At 44.1% G+C, this 26,048-nt stretch carries 18 protein-coding genes; 17 read left to right on the top strand and 1 reads right to left on the bottom strand.

What is annotated here, in order from left to right; all coding sequences use genetic code 11:
• The first annotated feature begins 211 nt into the window (after positions 1–211).
• Entirely contained in the window at positions 212–550 is a 339-nt protein-coding gene (locus ACTCNA_RS07470) for a type II toxin-antitoxin system HicB family antitoxin (RefSeq protein ID WP_462947280.1), read from the top strand.
• Between the two features lie 63 nt (positions 551–613).
• Here the strand turns inward: ACTCNA_RS07470 and ACTCNA_RS07465 are convergent, their stop codons facing one another.
• Positions 614–1,810 carry an FprA family A-type flavoprotein gene (locus ACTCNA_RS07465; RefSeq protein WP_462947279.1) on the bottom strand — a complete coding sequence of 399 codons (1,197 nt, stop codon included), beginning with the start codon at positions 1,808–1,810 and terminating at the stop codon, positions 614–616.
• A gap of 245 nt (positions 1,811–2,055) precedes the next feature.
• Between ACTCNA_RS07465 and ACTCNA_RS07460 the strand changes: the two genes are divergently transcribed.
• The 16 genes from ACTCNA_RS07460 to ACTCNA_RS07385 all read left to right on the top strand — a co-directional run.
• Positions 2,056–2,649: an RNA polymerase sigma factor gene (locus tag ACTCNA_RS07460; RefSeq protein ID WP_462947278.1), complete on the top strand. Its 594-nt coding sequence runs from the start codon at positions 2,056–2,058 to the stop codon at positions 2,647–2,649.
• A 91-nt stretch (positions 2,650–2,740) separates the two neighbouring features.
• Positions 2,741–3,748, top strand: a complete 1,008-nt coding sequence (locus tag ACTCNA_RS07455; protein ID WP_462947277.1) for a FecR family protein — start codon at positions 2,741–2,743, stop codon at positions 3,746–3,748.
• A 155-nt stretch (positions 3,749–3,903) separates the two neighbouring features.
• Positions 3,904–7,116 carry a SusC/RagA family TonB-linked outer membrane protein gene (locus tag ACTCNA_RS07450; protein WP_462947276.1) on the top strand — a complete coding sequence of 1,071 codons (3,213 nt, stop codon included), beginning with the start codon at positions 3,904–3,906 and terminating at the stop codon, positions 7,114–7,116.
• A gap of 32 nt (positions 7,117–7,148) precedes the next feature.
• Positions 7,149–8,849: a RagB/SusD family nutrient uptake outer membrane protein gene (locus ACTCNA_RS07445; protein WP_462947275.1), complete on the top strand. Its 1,701-nt coding sequence runs from the start codon at positions 7,149–7,151 to the stop codon at positions 8,847–8,849.
• Positions 8,850–8,970: 121 nt separating this feature from the next.
• On the top strand, positions 8,971–10,392 hold the full coding sequence (locus ACTCNA_RS07440) for a glycoside hydrolase family 125 protein (RefSeq protein WP_462947274.1): 1,422 nt from the start codon (positions 8,971–8,973) through the stop codon (positions 10,390–10,392).
• A gap of 106 nt (positions 10,393–10,498) precedes the next feature.
• Entirely contained in the window at positions 10,499–12,310 is a 1,812-nt protein-coding gene (locus tag ACTCNA_RS07435; protein WP_462947273.1) for a glycoside hydrolase family 2 protein, read from the top strand.
• Between the two features lie 16 nt (positions 12,311–12,326).
• Positions 12,327–14,324, top strand: a complete 1,998-nt coding sequence (locus ACTCNA_RS07430; RefSeq protein ID WP_462947272.1) for a beta-L-arabinofuranosidase domain-containing protein — start codon at positions 12,327–12,329, stop codon at positions 14,322–14,324.
• An 11-nt stretch (positions 14,325–14,335) separates the two neighbouring features.
• A complete protein-coding gene (locus ACTCNA_RS07425) occupies positions 14,336–15,670 on the top strand; it encodes a hypothetical protein (RefSeq protein WP_462947271.1) in 1,335 nt (444 codons plus the stop codon).
• A gap of 12 nt (positions 15,671–15,682) precedes the next feature.
• A complete protein-coding gene (locus ACTCNA_RS07420) occupies positions 15,683–16,003 on the top strand; it encodes a family 43 glycosylhydrolase (protein ID WP_462947270.1) in 321 nt (106 codons plus the stop codon).
• Positions 16,004–16,152: 149 nt separating this feature from the next.
• Positions 16,153–17,094 (top strand): sugar-binding protein, encoded by a 942-nt coding sequence (locus ACTCNA_RS07415; RefSeq protein WP_462947269.1) that lies wholly within the window; start codon positions 16,153–16,155, stop codon positions 17,092–17,094.
• Positions 17,033–18,046, top strand: coding sequence for a family 43 glycosylhydrolase (locus ACTCNA_RS07410; RefSeq protein ID WP_462947268.1), 1,014 nt, complete (start codon positions 17,033–17,035; stop codon positions 18,044–18,046). Before ACTCNA_RS07415 ends, ACTCNA_RS07410 begins: the two co-directional genes overlap by 62 nt.
• A gap of 115 nt (positions 18,047–18,161) precedes the next feature.
• Positions 18,162–19,250, top strand: coding sequence for a glycoside hydrolase family 43 protein (locus tag ACTCNA_RS07405; RefSeq protein ID WP_462947267.1), 1,089 nt, complete (start codon positions 18,162–18,164; stop codon positions 19,248–19,250).
• A 134-nt stretch (positions 19,251–19,384) separates the two neighbouring features.
• Positions 19,385–21,436 carry a family 43 glycosylhydrolase gene (locus tag ACTCNA_RS07400; protein ID WP_462947266.1) on the top strand — a complete coding sequence of 684 codons (2,052 nt, stop codon included), beginning with the start codon at positions 19,385–19,387 and terminating at the stop codon, positions 21,434–21,436.
• Positions 21,437–21,557: 121 nt separating this feature from the next.
• Entirely contained in the window at positions 21,558–22,148 is a 591-nt protein-coding gene (locus tag ACTCNA_RS07395; RefSeq protein ID WP_462947265.1) for an RNA polymerase sigma factor, read from the top strand.
• 151 nt (positions 22,149–22,299) lie between these two features.
• Positions 22,300–23,490: a FecR family protein gene (locus ACTCNA_RS07390; protein ID WP_462947264.1), complete on the top strand. Its 1,191-nt coding sequence runs from the start codon at positions 22,300–22,302 to the stop codon at positions 23,488–23,490.
• Positions 23,491–23,637: 147 nt separating this feature from the next.
• On the top strand, positions 23,638–26,048 hold a 2,411-nt coding region (locus ACTCNA_RS07385; RefSeq protein WP_462947263.1), incomplete at its 3' end, for a SusC/RagA family TonB-linked outer membrane protein.

Genomic DNA, 26,048 nt, shown 5'->3' with positions numbered 1-26,048 from the left:
GATAGTTAAGCGGTTTCAAACCGCTGGGAGGGTGGAGTCAACAGAGATAATGATAATCAAGCATTAATAATTCAAAACAGAATTTAATTATTTTGCAACTAAAATTTGGTTGCTTTTTTGTAAATTTGCTTCATGGGTAAAATCGATAAACTGATTGAACGTTTTAAGTCAAAGCCGAAAGATTTTAACTACAATGAATTGAAATCAAACTATGAACAATATACTAACATACAAGGGGTTTATTGGCTCAGTAAACTATAATGCTGATGATCATGTATTTTTTGGAAAAATTGAAGGGATTAACGATTTGGTTACATTCGAGGCAACTACCGTTGATGAGCTGGAAACTGCTTTTCGGGAGATGGTAAATCTTCACATCGATGATTGCAAAAGAGAAGGGAAACCAATTGAAAAATCATATAAAGGAAGTTTTAATGTCCGTATCAGTCAGGAGCTGCACAAAAAAGCTGCACAGGCTGCTGCGGTAAAAGGAATTACCTTAAACCAGTTGGTAAAAAGGGCTATTTCACGCGAAGTGAAGAAAAGCTAACCTGGGAGCCGGATTTTCTAAATCCGGTATGTTTGATTTAGGAAATTCGGAATCTCGTACACTCTAATCAAAATCCGCGTGCAGTTTTTCTGCCATGGCATCGGCGAGTTTGAGCAGCTCCTCTTTCCGCTCTTTTTTCAGGGCACCTTTTTCCTCAACTGGTTCATAAACCTGTTCCCATTTAATGTTCTCTGCAAAAAGTTTCAGGTTTTTCACCCCGCCGCCATTCCAGGCAAAGTTTCCGAAAATGCCGAGGTAATGGTTTTGGGGTGCCATGTGCTCGATGGTTGAAAGCAAGGTTTGTACATTGGGGAAAAGCGCGTTGTTGTATGCCGGACTTCCCACAATAAATCCTTTGTACTTGAAAATATCGTTGATGATGTAGGATGGATGTGTTTTGGAAGCATCGTAAACACGAATATTTTTGATGCCTTTTTCTGCCAGTCTCCGGGCGATAACTTCCGCCATTTTTTGCGTGTTTCCGTACATCGAGCCGTACACAATGACCACACCTTTGTCGAGATCGTACGAACTCCACTTGTTGTAACGGGTCAGCACCCAGTCGAGGTCGGTGCGCCAGATGGGGCCGTGGGTGGCGGCAATCATTTTTATATCGAGCGGTGCCAGTTTTTTTATGGCGCGTTGCGTGTGCGGGCAATATTTCCCGACGATGTTGGTGAAATAGCGCATCACTTCAATTTCATAAAAATCGAGGTTGATTTCGTCGTCGAAAATTCCGCCGTCGAGTGTACCGTAACTGCCAAATGCATCGCCCGAGAACAGAATTTTGTTGGTTTCCTCAAAAGTCACCATAGTTTCGGGCCAGTGCACCATCGGGATGGTTTGAAACTGCAGCCGGTGTTTCCCGAGTTCGAGCACATCGTTGTCGTGAACCATGTGCACATTCTCCGGCTCCATGTAAAAACTCTCCACAAGTGCAAACGTTTTTTTATTTCCAACCAGCGTAATTTCAGGATATTTCTGAACGATGGCTTTCAAAGCGCCCGAATGATCGGGTTCCATGTGGTTAATCACGAGGTAATCGATGGGGCGGTCGCCAATAATTTCTTCAATACTATCTAAGTATTCATCAATAAAGGACCGCTCGACCGTGTCGATCAGCGCAATTTTTTCATCCACAATCAGGTACGAGTTGTACGAAATCCCATGCGGAATGGGCCAGATGTTTTCGAAAAGATGGGTGCGGCGATCGTTGTATCCCAAAAAATAAATGTCGTCAGCTAAATTTACGTATTGCATTGTTTTTGTTTTTTTGTTTTCCGATTGCGAAATTAATGATTTAGCAGGAATTTTGTGTTGAATCTGGTCTGTTTTTCTTGCGGTAAACGCAAACGAAAATTCAATGGTCAATGAAATTATTGAGGATAATCGAATTAACTCTTGGTTTAGTTTTTGTACGAAAGGTCAAATTATTATTACCGTTCCTTAAAAAACAATTAATATTGCCACCTTTTAATTTTTAAAGATTTCAATACCGTTTGTCGATGTTCGATTTTGAAACAAAAAAGCAATTAAAAACCGGGAAGCCTGCTGCTTACAAGGAGGTGTTCCGGTTGCTGTATCCGCGCATGCGTGGCTATTGCAAACTTTTTATTGCTGACGACAATGAAGTGGAAGATGTCATTCAGGAATGTTTCATTGCGTTGTGGGAAAAACGAAAATCGATAAATCCTGAAAAGTCAATCGAGAGCTTCATTTTTGTGATTTTGCGCAACCGGTGTTTAAATGTTTTGAAATCAAAGAAAATTGAGGATAGCAGGGTGGAAATCGAAAACCTGGATGTGAATGAATTGCAGTACCTGTACCAGTTGGATTTTATTGAAAAAGAAGATAAAAGTTTGGAGGAGATGTTAATTGAATCGTTTAAGGAGGCAGTGGACGACCTTCCTGAAAAAATGAAGCAGGTGTTTGTGGCTTGTAAAATACAGGGTAAAAAACAAAAAGAAGTTGCAGAAGAGCTGGGTGTTAGTGTTAAAATGATTGAAAAACAAATTTCGAAAGCCAAATTGCAAATCCGCGATAAATTAATGAAGCAATACCCGTCAATGGTAGTTATAATTCTTTTGCTTCTCAGCTGAAAAAGCTTTTTTCAAATTTTGCCATAAATTTTTTTGATGGGGGGGTAGGGTTTTTCTATAACAGGTTGTACTCCTAATGATATTACATAAAATGCGAACAGTAACTTATAAATACCTTGAAGGTTCGGCAACTGATTCTGAAAAAGCAGAATTGTTACAGTGGCTTCGGAAAAAAGAGAATCGCATAGTTTTTCATAGTTACAAGTTAGACTGGAGAAAAGGCTTGAAGAACGAACAGTTTACCGTTGGTGGCGAGGAGAGCTGGAACCGGCTTCAGGAAAAATTGTGGCAAAAAAGTTACAACAGATGGCAGGAATCCCGAAAAATCCAACAGTTTTTCAGGTATGCTGCCATCTTCTTTTTTGCACTTAGCATTGGAACAGCAGTTTGGCATTTTTCAGGACAATCTTCACGGAATATCCAGGAAACAACAACCAGTGTTATTGCCGAAAACGGGCAAATCTCAAAAATTGAACTCCCCGATGGCTCACTCGTTTGGCTCAATTCAGGCTCCGAAATAGCCTACAATAATTTTTTCTCTGCCCAAAACCGGGAAATCACCCTTACCGGAGAAGCGTATTTTGATGTGGCGAAAAACGAGGATTTACCCCTTGTGGTTGATTGCAGCGGACTGGAAGTAAAAGTACTGGGAACCCGTTTTAATGTGAATGCATACGAAGATAATAGCGTTGCAGAAGTAGTGCTGGAAGAAGGCAGCGTTGAATTGCTCAATCCCGGAGCAGAAGATGCTTTTTACCGTATGGAACCGCGCGAAAAGGTGAAACTCAACCTGGAAACACGTAAATACAATGCTTCGGTGGTTAATACACGGCGCTATACTTCCTGGAGAGAAGGCATCCAGAACATTTACGATCTTCCGATGGAAGAGCTCATTAAGCGACTTGAAAAACGTTACAACCAGCAGTTTGAGCTTACCCCCGAAGTAAAAGAATTGCGTTACACCTTTACGATAGAAAATGAACCGCTTGAAGATATTTTAAAGCTGATGGAGCGTATTACCCCTATTAAAGCCACACAAAAGGAGGAGGTAATTAGAATTGAAATCGATAAAGATAAAATGAGAGAAGCCGTCCGGTAAATAAAAACCGGAAGTGCGGTAACACTCCCGGTCTTATTTATCATCGGCAAATGATAAATAAATTATTTATAAACTAAATCATTGGTTAAATTATGAAGAAAATCCGAATTACGGGGAGTAAAATTCCCTCATTTTGGAACAAATGTTTAAGATTTATGAAATTAACATTTTTGTTCTTATTGGTTGGGTTGATGCAGGTTTCTGCAAGTGTTTACAGTCAATCCACAAAACTTTCGCTCGAAATGCGGAATGCAAAGGTGTCCGAAGTGCTGGATGCCATAGAAAGTCAGTCGGAATTCCGGTTTGCCTACAGTCCGGGGTATATTAATCTCGACAGGGAAGTAACCGTCGATATTAACGAAAAAACCATCGAAGAATCACTGAATGTGATTTTTGCAGGTACAAACGTGGAATTTGGCGTTTTCGATCGCCACATCCTGTTGTATCCCGAAAGTTTGAATCCGGGCGCTGAACCGGTTGTTTCACATGCAACGGGTGCACAGCAGCGTTCGGTTTCCGGAAGGGTAACCGACTCGAGAAACCAGCCATTGCCGGGAGTAACTGTGGTGGTGAAAGGTACAACCCAGGGTACAATAACCGATGTTGATGGAAATTATTCGCTGGATCTTCCTGAAAATGCAGAAGTACTTCAATTCTCGTTTGTAGGAATGCAAACACTTGAGTTAGAAATTAACGGAAGGTCAACAATTAATGTTGAAATGCAGGATGAAACATTTGATGTGGATGAAGTGGTTGTTGTGGGATATGGTTCAATTCAAAAACGCGAGTTGACCAGCGCCGTATCGAGTGTTTCCGATAAAGATTTGCTCGATGGTGCAGTAAATAATCCGTTGCAGATGATGGATGGAAAAGTGTCGGGTGTATCGATTTCGAACACAGCGGCTGCCGACCCGAACAGCGGTACCAACGTACAGATTCGCGGAGCTTCTTCAATTGATGCCGGGAATGGCCCGCTGATTATTATTGATGGTGTTCCCGGAGGTAATCTAAACAATATCGCACAACAGGATATTAAGTCGATGACTGTTCTCAAAGACGGTTCTGCTGCTGCAATTTATGGTTCAAGAGCTGCCAATGGAGTAATTTTGGTGGAAACCAAAACCGGGAAAGCTGGTGAGATTGTGGTTACTTACGACAGCTACATCGATCACGATGTAGTGGCAAACCGTCCCGATATTTTATCTGCCGAACAGTTCCTCGAACATGGAATCGATGTTGACCGGGGAGCACGTACCGACTGGTACGATGAACTAATCAGAAAAGATAATTTTGGCCAAAACCATTACATCTCGGCATCGGGCGGAAGTGAAAATACCATTTTCAGGATTTCGGCCAATTACAAAGATAAAACGGCCATCGATATTGCATCCGAACGCCAGGAAGCCGGAATCCGTGCCAGTTTTCAGCAAAAAGCACTGGATGGTTTTCTGGAACTTAGCGGAAACCTTTCTTATAAAGATGTAGCAGAAGAATACACCAATTACGGTGTTTTTCAGCAGGCTGTTAAACTGAATCCTACCATTCCGGTGTACGATAAAAATGAACCTTCAGGTTATTACAGGATGTACGGATACGCCACTTACAATCCGGTTCAGGACTTGCTGGAGCGTGAAAATGGTGCCGACCAGGAATATTCCATCATCGATTTCAACATTAAGTTCAATTTACTTTCAAATTTGAACACTGAAATTAAACTTGCACGTCAGAAACAACTGATGTACCGCCGAGAATATTACACGTCGAAAGCGAAAGAATCCATCGATAATATGCGCACCGGCCGTGCCCGTTTGCAAAGCGAATCGTGGGAAGATTACACACTCGAGTGGATTGGTAACTATTATGCCGAATGGGACAAAAGCTACTTCAAATTTATGGGTGGATACTCTTACCAGGAGTTTAACAACTTTGGTTTCTGGGCTGAAAATATGGACTTTATTTCCGATGCATTCAAATACAACAATTTAAGTGCCGGTGAATGGAACCTCGAAGAAGGCCGCCTTGGAATGGATTCGTGGAGAAGCAAAGAAAAAACCATTGCATTTTTTGGCCGCGCCAATTACTCATGGAACGATTTGATTCTGTTAACTGCGTCGTTGCGCTACGAAGGGAACACAAAATTTGGTAAAGACAACAAATGGGGAACTTTCCCGGCAGCATCGGCTGCGTGGAGGCTATCGAATATGCCATTCCTTGAAGGGGCCACCGCTGTTGATGATTTAAAACTCAGGGTTTCGTATGGTGAAACAGGCCGTTCAGGATTTGGACGTTATGCTTCACTTGCCCGATATACCGGCTACGGAAGGTGGCAAAACGACGAAGGTGAATGGATTCAGGTTTACGGACCGGCCAATAATCCAAATCCAAACCTGAGATGGGAGAAGCAAATTTCTTACAACGTGGGTGTTGATTTCGAATTGTTTAAGAGCCGCTTGTCAGGTAGTTTCGACGCATTTATCCGTCAGGGAAAAGACGTGATTTCAAACTACGATGCGCCTGTACCACCTTATCTCCACGACCAGATTTTCACAAACGTGGCATCAACAAGTTCACGCGGGGTAGAATTGATGGTGGACTGGAACGCAGTTCAAACCAATGATTTTACTTATTCAACAAGTATTACTGCTTCGTACATTAAATCGAAACTTGATAAGTTCTCAAACGAAACTTTTACCAAAGGATACATGGAAAGATACTGGCTGCCATCGCCTGGAAACCCCGGAAATGCGCAGCGCCTTGAAGACGACACCGAGATTGGAAGTTTTTACGGGTACAAATATGCCGGTGTAGATGAAGATGGAAACATTCTGGTTTGGGAGAATGGTGAAGTGGGTACTGAAAAAATCAATGCTTCTTCCGAAGCCAGCGAAGACGATAAGACATACCTCGGCCATGGTGCTCCTCGCGTGGAACTCGCCTGGGGAAATAATATTACTTACAAAAACTTTGATCTTACGCTTTATTTCAGAGGACGTTTCGATTATCAGATACTGAATCTCTATCAAATGTATTACGGATTGGTTGCTGAACCCGGTGTTAATTTGCTGCAATCTGCTTACGAAAGAAATGGCCATATAAAATCAGGAAAAGTTATAACTGACTATTTCCTTGAAAATGGTGATTATTTGAAACTGGACAACCTGACTATCGGATGGACTCCGCAAATCAATAATAAATACATTCGCAGCCTCAGGGTTTATGGTACGGTAAAAAATGTATTTACAATTACCAATTATTCAGGGCTGGATCCTACAACAGTTAATATTTCAGGACTTGAACCGGGAATCCAAAGCCTGGATGTGTATCCAATTACAAGAAACTACACACTCGGTGTTCAAGTTTCATTCTAAACAATTGAATTTAAAACTTTAAGAAAAGAAACATGAATAAGAAAAAATTAATATACCTGCTGCTCGTTTTTATACTGGCAGCACCGTCCTGCACAAATCTGGATGAAGAAGTATTTGACACGCTAACTGCTGATAGTTACTATCAGGATAAAAATTCGATTATTGCGGCACTGGTTCGTCCGTATGAACATGGCCACTGGGTTGGCTGGGACGGCGACCGCTGGATTACACAGGAACTTTCTGCCGACCAGTTTGTGTGGGCGCAAAAAGGAAAGCACGGCTGGGATGGTGGTCAATGGGTGCGCATGCATCGCCACGAATGGACCGATGACGAAGGTGTGATTTATGGTTCGTGGATTGGGCCCTACCAGGGAATTGCACAGTGCAACCAGTTTATTGAGGATTTTACCAATCTCGATTACCCAAAATTTGGATTGACTGAAGCAGATAAAGCACAGCACATAAGCGAACTCAGAACTTTAAGAGCTTGGTTTTACCTGTTCCTTATCGATTATTTCAGGGAAATCCCGATTGTAACAGAAGTAGGCCAGGTTGTGGGCCAGTCGAGCGCCACAGAAGCATTCAATTTTATTGAGACGGAACTGAAAGATGCACTTCCCGGATTGCCCCAAAACGGCAGGGCCGGTCGCTGGGATCAGGGTGGTGCCGCTGCGTTGCTGGTCAGGTTGTATTTGAATGCTGAAGTTTGGACAGGCACTCCACGTTACAACGATGCGGCAAAATATGCACAGGAAATTATCGACGGGCAATATGGCGACTACCAGATTGACCCGGATTACAGAGGTCCGTTCCGTTCAGGCGTTAACGGCTACCGTTCTCCTGAGAATATCATGGAATTTCCGCATGCTAAAAATATTTATGAGTTTAGCTGGATGTACAATGCATTTATGCACTACCAGCAGCGTTACTCGCTCGATAACGACTGGGGGGGGTGGAATGGAATCACCTTGTCACCATCGCGTGACCTGGAAGGAGAAATTTACGATTACCAGCTTGGTAAACCTTACGAAAAATTTAGTGATGGTGATTTCAGGAAACAGCCTTTCCGTACAACTGATAAAGAAGGTGGATATGAAGGATTCTTCCTCATTGGTCAGCAATATGAATTTAATTACGAACAGGGATTTGGTTTCGACAGTACAAAAATGATTTTGGGAACAGAAGAGTACAATGGCCAGCCTTTGAGTTATGTTGATCAGGTCGGTCGTTTTTCTGAAAAACCGAATGGGCGCTGGAACGAAGGCTCTCAGGTTACAACCGGTGAAGAAAACAGTGGAGTTCGGTTTATTAAATTCCCGTGGTTGCCTATGACGTATGATCTTTTCCAGACCAATTCAGCTACCGAAATTCGCCTGGCTGAAATGTATTACGCACTTGCTGAATGCAAATACCGCGATGGCGACAAACAAGGAGCAGCCGAATTGCTTGACGCTGTTCGGGAAAGAAATTTCCCCGATGAAATGTGGGCTGAAGAAAGCTATGCTAATAATATTGAAAAACTCGATGATGATGAATTTGTGGATGAACTCGGCCGCGAATTTATTGGTGAAAGGCACCGCCGTACCGACCTGATTCGTTGGAACCGCTTTGGTAACGAATGGTGGGATAAAACCGCCGACAGCCAGGATAAAACAGTTTATCCGATTCCATCGAGGGCATTAAATGCCAACCCATTATTGGAACCTAATCAAGGCAATATGCAAGCCAACTAAGGTTAATTTTTTCAATTAATTTATCTGTTTTAGTAAAAGCGCCGCCAAAATTTGGTGGCGCTTTTCTATTTTTTGCATTTTTAAATTTAATTTCAGTTTTTACATTTTTAACAGACGATACATGACAACACGAAGAGATTTTTTGAAAAAAGGAACATTGACCACTGCCGGACTTGCAATGGCTGGTTCAGGAAGTTTATGGGCAACTACCATGAGCAAACAATACACTTCAAACCGGCCTGCTGTAAACGAAAGAAATTTTACCTCGAAAGCAGTAGATGAAACCATTGCGGCCACCAAGGCAAAGCTAAAAGACCCCAAACTGGCCTGGATGTTTGAAAACTGTTTTCCAAATACACTGGATACAACTGTTGAATACGGCATGAAAAACGGGAAGCCGGACACTTTTGTAATTACCGGCGATATTCATGCCATGTGGCTCCGCGACTCCTCAGCCCAGGTATGGCCGTATTTGCCGCTGGCAAACCAGGATGAAAAATTGAAATCGTTGCTGGCAGGGGTAATCAACAGGCAAACGCAATGCGTACTGCTCGATCCGTATGCCAATGCGTTTAACAAAGAGTTGGTCGATGGGGAGTGGAAAGACGACCATACTAACATGAAACCCGGCCTGCACGAGCGCAAATGGGAAATCGATTCGCTCTGCTATACGGTCCGCCTCGCATACAATTACTGGAAAACTACCGGCGATACTTCTGTTTTCGACAGCGACTGGCAAAAAGCAGCAGCATCAATTGTTGACACATTTAAAACCCAGCAGCGCAAAAACGGACTGGGACCGTATAAATTTCAGCGCGAAACCACACGCCAGCTCGATACTTTGTCGAACGGGGGTTACGGCCGTCCGCTAAATCCTGTGGGGTTGATCAACTCCTCGTTCCGTCCTTCCGACGATGCTTCGACCTATGGATTTCTAATCCCGTCGAATCTGTTTGCCGTTGTTTCGCTCAGGCAACTGGCCGAAATCAGCACGGAGGTAACTGGCAATACCACCTTTGCTGAAAAATGCCTGGCTTTGGCTGACGAAGTAGATAACGCAATTCAGCAATATGCCGTTGTGAAACATCCGCGCCATGGAAAAGTATATGCCTACGAAGTGGATGGATTTGGCAATTTCACCTTTATGGATGATGCCAATATTCCGAGCCTGCTGGCTTTGCCCTATTTGGATGCAGTAGATAGAAACGACAAAATTTATAAAAACACGCGAAACCTGATCTGGAGCCAGGACAACCCCTATTTTTTCCGTGGAAAAGCTGCCGAAGGAATTGGCGGGCCACACGTGGGTTATGATATGATTTGGCCAATGAGCATCATTATGCGGGCAATGACCAGTACCGACGATAAAGAAATAGCGTGGTGTGTAAAAACATTGCGCGATACCGATGCCGGTACCGGTTTTATGCACGAATCATTTCATAAAGATGATCCTGAAAATTTTTCGCGTTCATGGTTTGCCTGGGCCAATACACTTTTTGGAGAACTAATTCTGAAATTGGTTACTGAAGGAAAATTATCGTAAATATATTGTAGCCTGTTTAATTAAACAGGGTAGGGTAAATTTTCCTCCAGCAGTGAAAAGTTTATTGTTAAATTTGTGAAAATTTAAATTTTAAAAATAATTTCAAATGAAGAAAAGTCTGACAATCGTTTTGCTTCTGGCAATTACAAATTTTGTAAATGCACAAACCTGGCAACCTGCCGGTGACAAAATTAAAACCCAATGGGCCGAAGAAATTGACCCGGCCAATCCGCTGCCCGAATACCCACGTCCGCAAATGGAACGCAGCGAGTGGCTCAATCTTAATGGGTTGTGGAACTATGCTATCGTTGAAAGGGGCAGCAGTGCACCCGCTGCATTCGACGGGGAAATCCTCGTACCGTACGCCATCGAGTCGAGTCTTTCAGGGGTGCAGAAACGTGTGGGTGAAAACAATGAATTGTGGTACGAAACCACATTCTCGGTTCCTTCCGACTGGAAAAGGAAAGATGTAGTTTTGAATTTCGGAGCTGTGGACTGGAAAGCCGATGTGTGGGTGAACGACATAAAAGTAGGTTCGCACAAAGGAGGCTACACGCCGTTCAGTTTCAATATCACACCTTTTCTTGAAAACGGGGAGCAAAAACTGACGGTGAAAGTTTGGGATCCTACCGACAGGGGCTACCAGCCGCGCGGGAAACAAATCAACGATCCGCACGGAATCTGGTACACACCGGTTACCGGAATCTGGCAAACTGTTTGGATTGAGCCGGTGGAAGAAGCTTACATTACCCAACTGAAAACCGTTCCGAATATCGACGGCGAAAATATTTCTGTAGTAGCTGCCACCAAAGGAACTTCGGCTACCGATATTATCGAAGTGAAAGTGCTTGAAAACGGAAATGTGGTGAGTACTGGAAGAGCCGCAGCCGGAAATGAAGTTTTGGTGAGCGTGCCAAACGCCAAATTGTGGAGCCCCGAATCGCCGTTTTTGTACGATTTGGAAGTTGCCGTTTTACAAGACGGAGAACCCGTTGACGAAGTGAAAAGCTATGTGGGAATGCGCAAAATTTCCACCTCGCGCGATGAAAATGGCGTAATTCGTATGCAACTCAACAACAAAGACTATTTCCATTTCGGCCCGCTCGATCAGGGATGGTGGCCCGACGGATTATACACAGCACCCACCGACGAAGCATTGCTGTACGACATTCAAAAAACCAAAGATTTCGGTTTCAACATGATTCGCAAACACGTGAAAGTGGAACCGGCGCGCTGGTACTACCACTGCGACCGCGAAGGAATCCTGGTTTGGCAGGACATGCCCAACGGCGACCGCTCGCCCCAGTGGCAAATGCGTAACTTTTTCGATGGAAAAGAACTGGAGCGAAGTGCCGAATCGGAAGAAAACTACCGCCGCGAATGGAAAGAAATCATGGATCTTTGCTACTCCAATCCGAGTGTGGTGGTGTGGGTACCGTTTAACGAAGCCTGGGGGCAGTTTAAAACCGAAGAAATTGTGGAATGGACAAAAGATTATGATCCTTCACGGCTTGTAAATTCGGCCAGCGGCGGTAACCATTACGAAGTGGGCGACATTCTGGATATGCACAATTATCCGAATCCGGTAATGGGATTGTACCATTCTGAAATGGTGAACGTGCTGGGCGAATACGGAGGTATTGGACTGGCAAAAGAGGGCCATTTGTGGGAAACCGGCCGCAACTGGGGTTATGTGCAGTACAAAACTTCGCAGGAAGCCACCGATGCCTACATTGAAATGGCGGAACGGTTAAAAGAATTGATTCCGAATGGATACTCCGGTGCGGTTTACACTCAAACCACCGATGTGGAATCAGAAGTAAACGGCCTGATGACTTACGACCGCAAAGTGATTAAAATGATTGAGGACCAGATTAGAAAAGTGAACCAGGAAATTTCCAACTTTTTAAATGATTAACTATTAGTAAACCAATATGATGAGAATAACAAGCCTGATACTGACATTTATTTTACTGAGCCTGTTTTCTTTTTCAAAAGAAAACAGAAACTCACATTATATAACCAACAGGAAACCATTGGTAGCGCAGCCTTACACTGCGCTACCCCTGGGTTCCATCAAGCCGCAGGGCATGCTGCGCGAAATGCTGGAAGTGCAGCGCGACGGGCTTACCGGAAACATCGACAGTGTGTACAGTGTGGTTTGTGGTCCCAACAACGGCTGGCTCGGTGGAACCGGCGACGGCTGGGAACGTGGCCCTTACTGGCTCGACGGACTGGTGCCGCTGGCTTATATTCTGAATGATGAAAAGCTGAAAGCCAAGGCGCAGGAATGGATCGAGTGGAGCATTGAAAATCAGCGAGAAGATGGTTACTTTGGTCCACGGCCACTGCCCGAAGGTTACGAACGGATTCAGGGAACCCAGCAGGGAAACCGCGAAGACTGGTGGCCCAAAATGGTGATGCTGAAAGTGCTTCAGCAATATTATTCAGCCACCGGAGATGAACGTGTCATCGATTTGATGCTCAATTATTTCAAATATCAGCATAAAATGCTTCCCGATTTTCCCCTTGGCAACTGGACATTCTGGGGCAACCGGCGCGGTGCCGACAACCTGGCGGTGGTTTACTGGCTCTACAACATAACCGGTGAAAAGTTTTTGCTCGATTTGGCCGAAACCATTCATGAACAAACCTTTGAATGGACCGAAATTTATTCGGGCGACCGCATCCGGAGGCTCAATCCGCTTCCCGGTTTGCACTGTGTGAACGTGGCACAGGGACTCAAAGCGCCGGTTGTTTATTACCAGCAGCATCCGGATCAAAAATACCCGGATGCGGTGAAAGATGGGTTGACTGCGCTCAGGGAAAGTCATGGTTTTGTAAATGGCATGTACGGTGGCGACGAACTGCTGCACGGAAACAATCCCACCCAGGGCTCTGAACTCTGTTCGGCAATTGAAATGATGTTCAGCTTTGAAACCATTTTGCCAGTAACCGGCGATGTCTATTACGCCGATTACCTCGAAAAAGTGGCTTACAACGTGCTTCCAACTCAGCATAACGACGACTTTACACGCAAACAATATTTTCAGCAGGCCAACCAGGTGCTGATTACCGATGAAGTGCGCAACTTCTTTCAGGACAATCACGGACGGATTGTTTACGGAACTACAACCGGTTATCCGTGTTGCCTGACCAACATGCACCAGGGATGGCCTAAATTTGTGCAAAACCTGTGGTACGCCTCGGCCGACGATGGAATTGCCGCAATGGTTTACGGTCCGTCAAAAGTAACCGCCAAGGTTGGCAAAGGTGAAGAAGTGACCATCACCGAAAAAACAAATTATCCGTTTAATGGAGAAATTCAGTTTACTATTGAAACGGCTCAAAAAACTTCATTCCCGTTTCATTTGCGCATTCCACAATGGTGTAAGAATTATTCACTCACATTAAACGGCGAGAAAGTTTCTGTAAATCCAGAAAATTATATTGTCGTTTTAAACCGGGAATGGCATCCGGGCGATGTGGTGAAACTAAATCTCGGCATGGACTTTAGGTACAGCAACTGGTACGAAAATTCACTGGGAATTGAACGCGGCCCGCTCGTTTATGCACTGAAGATTGATGAAGAGTGGCGCGAAATCACAAAAAAAGAGTACGACGATACCTATTTTGAAGTGTATCCGAAATCGCCCTGGAATTATGCCATCTTGCGCAGCGAAATTGAAAACAACAATTTGCAGGTTGAAATGAAAGAGGAAGTGGCCGATTACCCGTGGAACCTTGCCAATGCGCCAATTTCTGTAAAAGTAAAAGCACAGCGGTTGCCCGACTGGAAAATTGAACGGGCTTCGGCCGGAGATATTCCGGTACGCCCTGAGAATTTGAATGTAACCACTCCGGTTGAAGAAGTGGAATTGATTCCGTATGGATGCACCACTTTGCGGATTTCACAGTTTCCGGTGAGGTGATTTTGGTAACTATGAAAAAACTGATTCTTATCTTTTTTATCGCTTTTGCCGGCTTTCCTTTTGATGGGAATAGTCAGCCATCATCTTCTGAATTGGAGCAGGTTCAGGCTATTAATGTCAGCAAATTCTTAAACAGCATCGGGGTATGTTCCAGCATCACCGGGCGGGGCGAAACCTTGCAGGGAACCATCGAAGCATTGGAATACACCGGAATTCGTTTTATCCGCTGCGGCCTCGAAGATGGTATCTCAACCGCCGATATGATTGAACTCCACCGGAAAACCGGTGCCAAAATAGTGTACGGATTGCTGAGTGGGGGCACAGATATCGATCGGCTGATAAGTGAAGCGCGTGAGTTGGCAGAAGCCGGCGCGCTGCTTGCCATCGAAGGCAACAACGAACCCAACAACTGGGAAGTTACTTATCAGGGTGAAAAAGGAGGCCGTGATTTGTCGTGGCTGCCGGTTGCCAAGCTGCAGCGCGATTTGTACAATGCTGTTAAAAGTGATCCGGTGCTGAAAAATATTCCGGTTTGGAGTATTTCCGAAAACGGTGCGCAAACCGATAACGCGGGATTGCAATTTCTGAAAATTCCCGATGGCGCGGAAACACTAATGCCTGCCGGAACCCGGTTTGCCGATTTTGCCAATTGCCACAATTACATTACACATCCCTCGTGGCCCGGTTTGCATGATAACCAGACCTGGCAAAGTGCTGACCCCGGTCCCGAATGCCCGGTTGACGGTTTGTATGGCAACTACGGAAAAACCTGGGGAAAAGGTTTTGAAGGTTATTCTGAAGAAGAGTTAAAAAGCCTGCCACGTGTTACAACCGAAACCGGAATTGCCGCTAAAGGTGAAATTACAGAGGAAATTCAGGCCCGCCTGTTTATGAATTTATACTTGTCGCAGTTCAAACGCGGTTGGAGTTATACTTCTGTTTATCTGCTCAGAACCCGTTCGAATGAACCTGCTCACGAACCTTATGCTTTTTATAAAATGGACTATTCGCCCAAAAAGGCCGCGCATTACATGCACAATTTAACAACTATCCTGGAGGACAATGGAACAATTTCAAAACCGGGTAAACTGAGTTATTTTATTGAAAATCGCCCTGAAACTGTCCACGATTTGCTGTTGCAAAAAAGCAATGGAAAATTTTTTCTGGTTTTGTGGGGCGAACGGTTTACCGGCGATACCGATAAAATTACCGTGCAGCTTGACCGCATATTTTCTTCTGTGAAAATTTATGATCCAACACATGGGAAAAGTCCGGTTATGCGCTTGAACGAGGCCCGGGAAATTACTTTCTTTTTAAGCAATCATCCTTTAATTATTGAATTATAAAAAAAGTACTTCATGACCTATTCGGCCAACAGTTACGAAAGTCCGTTTTACGGAATCGGGTTTGCCACGGCTGACAAGATTACCGGACCCTGGAAAAAGTATGAAAACAATCCCATCTGGCAGAAGCCTGGTAATTTGGTCGGGGTGGGGCACAGCGCCTTTTTCACCGACAAGGAAGGCAACCCGCGCATCGTTTTTCACGCCCACAACAGCAAAGAAAATATCCATCCCCGGAATATGTACATCAGCACGGCAACTTTTGAAGAAGTTAACGGGGAAGAAATTATTAAGATTGACGAAAATTTTTTTGCACCTGTTTTAGTGGAAGATTAAGAACCTGAAATTCAAGATTATATGAAGCCAGGCATAAAATTTTTATTCATTTCGTTGATAATTAATTTGTTGGGGTGCAACAATCCGGATTCCGGAGACCCGGCTTTTCCCGGAGAAAAAGACCAACCGGTTGATGGGCTACGTGTTGCGTGGGATTACAGTTCGATGCAAAAACTGGCACCCGTAGTCCTTATCTGCTCCGGGTTCCTTCGGGCGAAGTGGTGCTTTCGTATCAAACCACTTCCGGGCGCACTACTAACTGGGAAATGTCCACGCTCGAAGTGGCCGTTGGCGACAAGAAAGGACGCAACTTTGAAAAACTCACCCGGCCGTTTGATGTGCCGTTAGACCGGGAAGCCAAATGGAATTCCCTTTCGCTGTGGGATGAAAACACTGTTGTTGCTGCGGCAACCACCAGTTTCCGCAGTCCAAACTGCGAGGTTTGGATTATTCTCGGTCACCTGATTCCCGAACTGAACGTTTCACCGAAGTCAGTTAAAGTAGATGGAGATTTATCGGAATGGGAAGAAAAGTTCCCGGTTTTTATTGGCAGCAAAAGTGAAACAAAGCTTTCAGGAGCATTGGGCTACGACGAGCAAAATTTCTATTTTTGCGCGACAGTGGCGGATGATAAATTGTTTTACAACACCCAACAGCCCCAAAACAGCGATGGCGTGAATTTTTATATCGATGCCGGAAATTATAACCTGACGGAACCTGACCAGGGGGTGTTCAAAATAGAATGCAGTTACAAAGGGGATTTGAAAGTTTGGGAAGGAGATGATGGCGATTGGAATGAAATTTCTTCAGATAAGCTTGCAGTGACCACTTCGGACAAAGATTCCGGTTACCAACTTGAAATGGCAGTGCCGTTTTCCTTACTGGAGAAAAAAGACAAATCTGATATTCGGTTTACCATGGGATTAATTGATTATCAGGGTGGAGAACTGAAACAGGTGGAGCACATCGTTCATTCAATTCCTGAATCTTCGAACACCTGGTTGAAAGCGGAATTTTTAAATGAAAAAAATGAAAATATTAAAATTGATTTTGGCAGTACTGCTTGTTTCGCAGGTAACCCATGCCTGTGATAACAACAAAAACGCGGCAGGAAATAATCCGGATGAAAACGAAGTTTATCAAAATCCTGTCGTCCCTAAGAGTTTGCCCGACCCGACAATTATAAAGGCAGAAGACGGTTTTTTCTACCTGTACGCTACCGAGGATATCCGCAACACGCCCATCCATAAATCGAAAGATTTGGTGAACTGGGAATTTGTGGGCACTGCTTTTACCGATGAAACCCGGCCTGATTTTGAGCCCAACGGCGGGTTGTGGGCACCAGACATCAACTACATCGGCGGGAAATATGTGCTTTACTATTCCATGTCGGTTTGGGGTGGCGAGTGGACATGCGGAATTGGTGTGGCCACCAGCGATTCACCCGAAGGCCCGTTTACCGACCACGGAAAACTTTTTCGCAGCAACGAGATTGAGGTGCAAAATTCCATCGATCCGTTTTACATCGTAGAGGAGGGAAAACATTACCTGTTCTGGGGAAGTTTCCGGGGGATTTACGCCATCGAACTCACCAGCGACGGGCTTTCCCTGAAACCGGGTGCCGAAAAGCAGCAAATTGCCGGCACTGCCTATGAAGGAACTTACATTCACAAAAAAGACGGCTGGTATTACCTGTTTGCTTCCATCGGTTCCTGCTGCGAGGGCGTGAACAGTACGTACACAACAGTGGTGGGACGTTCCGATAATCTGTCCGGGCCCTATAAAAACAAAGCCGGCCAAAGTATGATGGACAATCACCACGAAATATTTATTCACGGAAACGAGCGGTTTGTGGGCACCGGCCACAATTCCGAAATTGTACAGGACGATGCCGGCAACCACTGGATTTTCTACCACGCCGTGGACAAAAATAATCCGCAGGGCAGGGTGCTCATGCTCGATGAAATTCAGTGGCAAAACGGCTGGCCGTATGTGGATGGAAATTCACCAGGTAATGTGAAACAGGTACCGGTATTTGATTAAATTTGAGCGCGTGCATATTTATCAAAAAAGAAAACTTCCCGTTCCTGCCAGGCGCAGGCTGGGATTGCGCTGATTTTCGCAGAAATTTATAAAAACCAATTGATAAAAAATAGAAATGAAAGCAAAACAATTTTTTGGTCTGATGGCAGCTACACTTTTTCTTTTAAGCTGCAGTCAAAACAAACAAGAGCTGCAGTTCGACAATCCGCTTCCCGTCGAGTTTGGCGACCCCTATATTTTAAGAGCTTCCGACGGAATGTATTACATGGTGGGTACCGGGGGCATCAGCGACGGGTTCAAAATGTATTCGTCAGCCGATTTACAAGATTGGCACGACGAAGGCCGCATTTACCAGGGAAACACCGATTCTTCGTGGTGCGTGGCCAATTTCTGGGCACCGGAACTGTATGAACACGAAGGCAAATTTTATCTGTTTTACAGTGCCGATTGGCGGGAGAACCCCACCAACGAACTGGAAAATTTCAGGATTGGGGTGGCCGTTTCCGATCAGCCAACCGGACCTTACACCGATCTTTATAATCGCCCCATTTTCGATCCCGGTTATCCGATTATCGATGCCAATCTTTGGTTTGAAGACGACCGGGTTTACCTGTACTATTCAAGAGCCTGCTATAAGCATCCGGTAGAAAGCGAGTTGGCCGATTGGGCCCGCAGCGAAGGATTATTCGACGAAATTGAAGAGAGCTGGATTTACGGCGTGGAAATGAAACCCGATTTTTCTGGCGTAATTGGCGAACCGCAATTGCTGCTCCGGCCACCGGTTTCAATGGACGACGAGCAGGCAGAGTGGGAGAGCCGCTCGGTAACTTCGGGCGAAGTAAACCGCCGTTGGACCGAAGGTTCCTACATTTTCAAAAAGAACGATGTGTATTACATGATGTATTCGGCCAATTTTTACGGAGGTGAACATTATGCTGTTGGATACGCCACTTCGGAACATCCGCTGGGACCGTTTACAAAAGCACATAACAATCCGGTGCTTGAAAAAAATACAGAGCAGGGCGGAATCGTTACCGGGACAGGGCACAATTCGGTTACCTGGTCGCCCGACGGCAAAAAAATGTTGTGTGTATATCACGGATATACTTCGGAAACCGGCGAAAACCGCGTCGTGTTTATCGACCGCATGGAAGTGCTGGATGACGGTACTTTGGTGATACACGGGCCAACCACTTCGGAATAAATTATGATTGAGAGGAAAAAAACATGACCATGAACATTGACGCAAAAGAGGCTTCGAACAATTTTCTTTGCGCCTTTGTGTCTTTGCGTGAAAAAACAAAATCAGAAATTAATAATTACAGATACTATCAAAAGATGAAAAATTTAGTTCTTACTTCAGTTATCCTTTTATTTATCCTGTTAAATTCCTGCAGTAAATCAGTGCCAGGACCCCAAACCGACTGGAGTGCCATTGCCGACACCACCAGCCGGGCGCTGATTGAAAATTACTGGAATGAAGATGAAAAGCGGTTTAATTACCAAAACGATGGCCAAAGCACCGAGTTTCATTACTGGCCGCAGGCACATGCTTTGGATGTGATGCTGGACGCGTATTCCCGCACCGGCGACGAATTTTATCTTACACACATCCATGATTGGTTTGAAGGTGTTCCCGTGCAAAACGGTGGCGATTTTCTGAACCGTTACATCGACGATATGGAATGGAATGCCTTGGCCATGCTTCGCGCCTACCAGCTTACCGGTGATGAAAAATTTTTGAATGCTACGGAAGTGGTTTGGGAAGATATTAAAGCCCAATGGAGCGATGTTGCCGGCGGTGGGCTGATGTGGGGAAAAGAGGACCCCTATGGCAAAAACGCCTGTTCCAACGGACCGGCAGCTATTTTTGCCGCACGTCTTTTCCGCGAGAAAAAGAATTTCGACGACCTGGAATGGGCCAAAAAGATTTATCACTGGGAACGTGAAACCCTTTTCGATGAAGAAACCGGTGCCATTTGGGACAACATCAGGGAAACCGATGAAGGTTTGAAAATCAATAAAGACTGGATTTTTACCTACAACCAGGGGACCTTTATCGGTGCTGCCGTGGAGCTGTTCGATCTGACTAACGATTCAATTTACTTGCAGGATGCCATTAAAGCCACCGATTATACCTTGAATCAGCTTTCCACTGCTGATGGAATTCTGAAAAGCGAAGGCGACCACGATGGCGGGTTATTCAAAGGAATTTTCATCCGCTATTTTACACAACTGATTCAGCACCATGCTTTGCCCCGCGAGAAAAAGCAGGAGTATGTGGATTTTCTGTTTCAAAACGCACAAACACTTTGGAACCAAGGAACTGACAAGGAACGGATGTTATTTGGTTCGTACTGGAAAACCAAACCAGAAGGCCCGGTCGATCTGACTATTTATCTCAGCGGTGCTATGCTGATGGAAGCTGCAGCCGAATTGTCTTCGGCAGGTTATTCGCAGGGAATGGCCCTTTCTGATTTCCCGGCTTGGTCGGGCAACCCGGTGTTCGAAGGTTGGTATGCCGACCCCGAAGTGATTGTTTACGATAACAAATACTGGATTTATCCTACCTATTCTGCCCCGTATGAAGAACAGGTGAAATTCGATTGTTTTTCGTCGCCCGACCTGGTGAACTGGACAAAACATGAAAACATCATCGACACAACGGAAGTGCAGTGGGCATGGCGTGCCATGTGGGCACCGGGTGTGATTGAAAAAGACGGGAAGTACTACTTCTTTTTTGCGGCCAACGATGTCCACGAAGGCGAAGTGGGCGGCATAGGCGTTTCGGTGGCTAATCAGCCCGAAGGTCCATACAAAGATTTGCTGGGAGAACCGCTGATCAACGAAATTGTGAACGGCGCGCAACCCATCGACCAGTTTGTTTTTCATGACACTGACGGCAGCTATTACATGTTTTACGGAGGCTGGCGCCACTGCAACGTGGTAAAGCTGAACGACGATTTTACCGGAATTGAACCGCTGCCCAACGGCGAAATGTTCATGGAAGTAACGCCCGAAGGTTATGTGGAAGGCCCGGTAATGTTTATTCGCAACGGAAAATACTATTTCATGTGGTCGGAAGGCGGCTGGACCGGCCCCAACTACAGCGTGGCCTATGCCATTGCCGATAATCCGTTCGGGTCGTTTGAGCGGCAGGGAACGGTTTTGCAGCAGGATCCGAAAGTGGCCACCGGTGCCGGGCATCATTCGGTGCTGAACATCCCGGGTACCGACGAGTATTATGCAGTGTATCACCGTCGTCCGCTTACCGAAACTTCACCGCATCACCGTGTTACCTGTATCGACAAAATGGAATTTGATAAAAACGGGAAAATTTTACCCATTGAAATAACGAACAGGGGGGTAATAACTCAGGCTTTGAAATAAGCTAACTAACTGGTAACAAAGATCATTTTTTGCGTCAATTAAAAGTTGTAAATTATTTAACTTGAAAAAAGTTGATTAATTTTGTTGATACAGGATGAATCAAAACTGACCTGAATTGTGAATGGATACAACAGCCCGGAATAATCAATTGATTTGGGAGAGTTTTAAAACAGGCAACAAAGAAGCTTTCGCACAATTGTACAATCAATATGTGCAGGTACTCTTCCGGTATGGAACCAAATTGTGTCCTTTTGATGATTTGGTGAAAGATGCTATTCAGGAGGTTTTTCTGGATTTATATCAAAAACGTAAAAAAAATACCACCAACCCACAAAACCTTAAATATTATCTGATTCTGGCACTGAAACGAAACCTGATTAAAAAACTTCAACGCAAAAGGAAAGCAGTTGATGATGAAATTGATTTTGACTTGAAGTTTGAACCTGAGTATAGCATTGAATCTATTATAATAGAAGAAGAGGAAGAAAAGGAGTTGAAGTTAAAAATAAACGAAGCGCTCCGGCAACTTCCGGCCAGGCAAAAAGAAGCACTCTACCTTCGGTTCAATGAATCACTCGATTATCCTGAAGTGGCCCAGCTGCTTAATGTTTCTGTTGAATCGGCCAGGAAACAGGTTTACAGGGCATTAAAAACCTTACGTGAAGACAGCAGTTTAAATTCTTTCGTTTTTATGACATTTATTCAAAAGTGAGAAGTTTTCAATTTTTAACAGCCAGGTTAGAATAAATGGTTTATTTATTTGGCTGAAATTCTGTGTGTTATAATTTTTTTCAAAAAAAACTAAAAATAACTGTCCATATTTTTAGGATTAAAGTCCTTTTAAAAAGTACTAAACCATTAAAATGGAAAATATCAGCAAATATCTTGAGAATAAAAAATTCATAGAGTGGGTGTTTAATCCTGATGAAACCCTTGATAGCTGGTGGAAGTCATTCAAAACCGACAATCCCCACGAAAAAGAAAACATCATCCTGGCAAAGAATATCATTAACTCCCTGCGGACAAAAAATAAAGAGCTTTCAGAAAATGAAAAGATTCTTTTGTTTTCACAAATACTCAAACAGGTTGAAGATAATCAGCAATCGGCCAGAAAAGTCAGATTTTTTGGCACATTGCTAAAATACGCCGCAGTAGCCCTGATCTTTTTCCTGATTGGTGCACTGTTTTTTTATAAACAGGATAATTTCAGTCCTCAGTTTTATACCCAGCAATTAGCTGAACCTGATGCCAGCGAAACCGCCCGGCTAATCAGGCCCGGAGCTGAAGATATTCAACTCGATGAACAAAAATCTTTTATTGAATACCGAAACGACGGCAGTGTATTGGTGAATAATACTGTTGCAGGCTCCAACCAACATAATCCCCAAAAGGCACCTGAAATGAACCAGTTGGTTATTCCGTATGGAAAAACTTCTGAAATTATTTTGCCCGACGGTACAAAAGCATTTCTCAATGCAGGCAGCCGGTTGGTTTACCCCGAATTTTTTGTTGATAAAACCCGTGAAGTCTTTCTGGTAGGCGAAGCTTTTTTCGATGTTACACACGATGAAAACAACCCATTTATCGTTCAAACCACCGATGTTCGTATAAAGGTATTGGGGACGAGTTTTAATGTTTCGGCATACCCGTCCGACAAAATAATTGAAACTGTTTTAACAAAAGGAAAAGTGAGGCTTGAGCAAAACAGTACCCGTTTGTTTGATGAAAGTATTGAATTGGTTCCGGGCCAGTTGGCAGCATTTGATAAAACCAAACGCGAAGCTGACCTCAAAATGGTAGATATTGAAAACTACACCCTTTGGAAGAACGGACTTCTCAAATTTGAAAGCTCAGATTTAAGCCGGATAATAAAAAAACTTGAACGATTTTATAATATTCGGTTTAGCTATCAGGATCCGTTTTTGGGAGGGATTGAAATTTCAGGGAAACTGGATCTTAGCGAAAACCGCGATGAAGTGCTTGATGTAGTTGCTTCAGCGGCATCGGTAAAGATTTTAAAAACAGGAGAAGATTTTTATAAGATTAAAAAATAAAACCGGAAGGTGTTGCAGCACCTTTCCGGCTTAATAGTGTTAAATTTTTGGTAATGTTAAACTTAACAATTCAAATTTATGAAAAAAAGTCGAGAATTGGATTTTCCCGACAGGGAGGATCGAAAACTTAATTTAAGTTTTAAGAAAATGAAATTAACTTTAGTTCTAACCTTGCTTGTGTTTGCCACTTTCGGGAACAGTTTTTCCCAGGGAAAACTTTCTGTAGAGTTTAAAAAAGCAACGATCCGGGAAGTGATTGAAACCATTGAAGATCAATCGGATTTCATCTTTTTGTATAAGGACGAAATATTCGATCAGGAAAAAAGGTATTCAATTGATTTTCATGAAGCTTCTTTCGAAGAGGTGTTAAATTCGGTATGCGATGCAGCCGGAGTGGATTATGAAATCCGTAACGAGCGGCAGATTATCCTTAAAGAACGTGAAAAATTGAAAGGAGCTGCGGCAATGGCTTATCAGCAACGAGGCATATCCGGTTTGGTAACCGACTCCGACGGGCAACCTCTACCGGGTGTGACAGTGGTGGTAAAAGGAACAACAACTGGAACTATAACCGATGGCGATGGCAGGTTTCAGCTCGAAATTCCGGAGGATGCCGAAACGCTGGTTTTTTCATTTGTCGGAATGGAAAGGCAGGAAGTGCCGATTGAAGGGCGCACAACTTTTACCATTGTAATGGAAGAGGCCACAATTGGCATTGAAGAGGTTGTGGCTATTGGATATGGTACCCAGCAAAAACGCGAAGTATCGGGGTCAATCAGCAATGTTTCCGAAGATGATTTTAACAAAGGTTTGACCCAGGATGCAGTGGATCTCCTGAAAGGTAAAGTGGCCGGACTTACAATTACAATGGGAAGCGGTGATGTAACAAGCGATCAAACAATCAGGTTGCGTGGTACATCCTCGTTAACAGGCAGCAGTCAGCCTTTTATTGTAATTGACGGTGTGCCGGGAATGAGTTTATCTTCAGTTGCGCCGCACGACATCGAGTCGATAAGTGTTTTAAAAGATGCTTCAGCAGCAGCTATTTATGGATCGCGGTCGGCCAGCGGGGTTATTCTTGTAACCACCAAAAGCGGTGAATCCGGCCAACCCTTGGTGGAGTACGATGGCTATGTGGCTACAAGTACTGTAACCAATGTGCCTGATGTTTTAACAGCCGATGAATGGCGGAATTACACTTCCGAAAATAATATCGATACTGAGGGGATGGACCTCGGTGCTAATACCGATTGGTTTGATGAAATTATGCGCACAGGAATCAGCCAAAACCACAATATTTCGCTATCAGGAGGTGGAAAAAACAGTAATTACCGTGCTTCCATTTCTTACCTCGATCAGCAGGGAGTGGTGAATGACAACGAGCTGGAACGTTATAATGCCCGGATAACCTTTAACCAAAAAGCATTGAATAACATGCTCGATATTACATTTACCGGTGCAATGACACAGCGAAACTATTCACCCACCGATACAAGAAATTTTGTGCTTGCCTACAATATGATACCTGTTGTTCCTGTTAAATTTGAAGATGGAACATGGTTCGATACGCAGGAGTACGATCAGGGAAACCCGGTAAGAAACATCGAATTCAACAAAAGAGATAATAAATACAGTCTCTATTTCGGAAACCTTTATGCTCAATTAAATCTTTTTGAAGGATTTACTGCCGGTATCAGGCTTCACAAAGAAAGAGAGACAAATGATTACGGACTGTTTTATGACTCAGATACGGAAAGGGGCCGCAACGACCAGGGATTTGCACAGCGTGAATTCTGGACTGCTGATAAAGAGCTGCTTGAAACCACTCTGAATTATGAAAAGTCTTTTGGCGACCACAAAATAAAACTTTTAGGTGGTTACTCTTACGAGGATAATTATTACCAAAATGCAGGTGCACAAAACAGGCAATTTGTTACTGATTTTTTTGGATATAATAATTTGCAGGCAGGTGAAAACCTGAGGCCTTCAGATGTATGGTCAGGCAAAAACATGAGCAGGTTGGTCTCATTTTTCGGAAGGGTCAACTACAACTATCAAATGCGTTACATCTTAACTTTATCGCTGCGTCGCGATGGATCTTCTAAATTTGGTGCAAACCACAAGTGGGCTACTTTCCCCTCAGTTTCGGCTGCATGGCGAATCAATGAAGAACCTTTTCTGGCCGGTGCAACTTTCCTCGACGATTTGAAATTGCGTGTAGGCTATGGCGTTTCGGGTAACCAGGATGGTATCGACCCGTATAAATCACTTCAGCTTTACGGCACTTCAGGCCAGTACTACGACAACGGTAAATGGTACCGTGCCTATCAAATCAGCCAGAATGCCAACCCTGATTTGAAATGGGAAGAAACTTCGATGTTCAATATTGGGTTGGATTATAACATTATGAACAGCCGCATTAGTGGTACCATTGAGTATTACGACAAACGGACAAAAGATTTGCTCTATACCTACCAGGTTCCTGTTCCTCCCTTCCTTTATCCGGACATGCTCGCCAATGTGGGATCTATGTCAAATAAAGGAGTAGAATTTTTATT

It is taken from the genome of Tangfeifania sp. (assembly GCF_055108615.1).
Note: the sequence above shows the minus strand (reverse complement) of the source record. Positions and strands in the feature narration are given on the sequence as shown.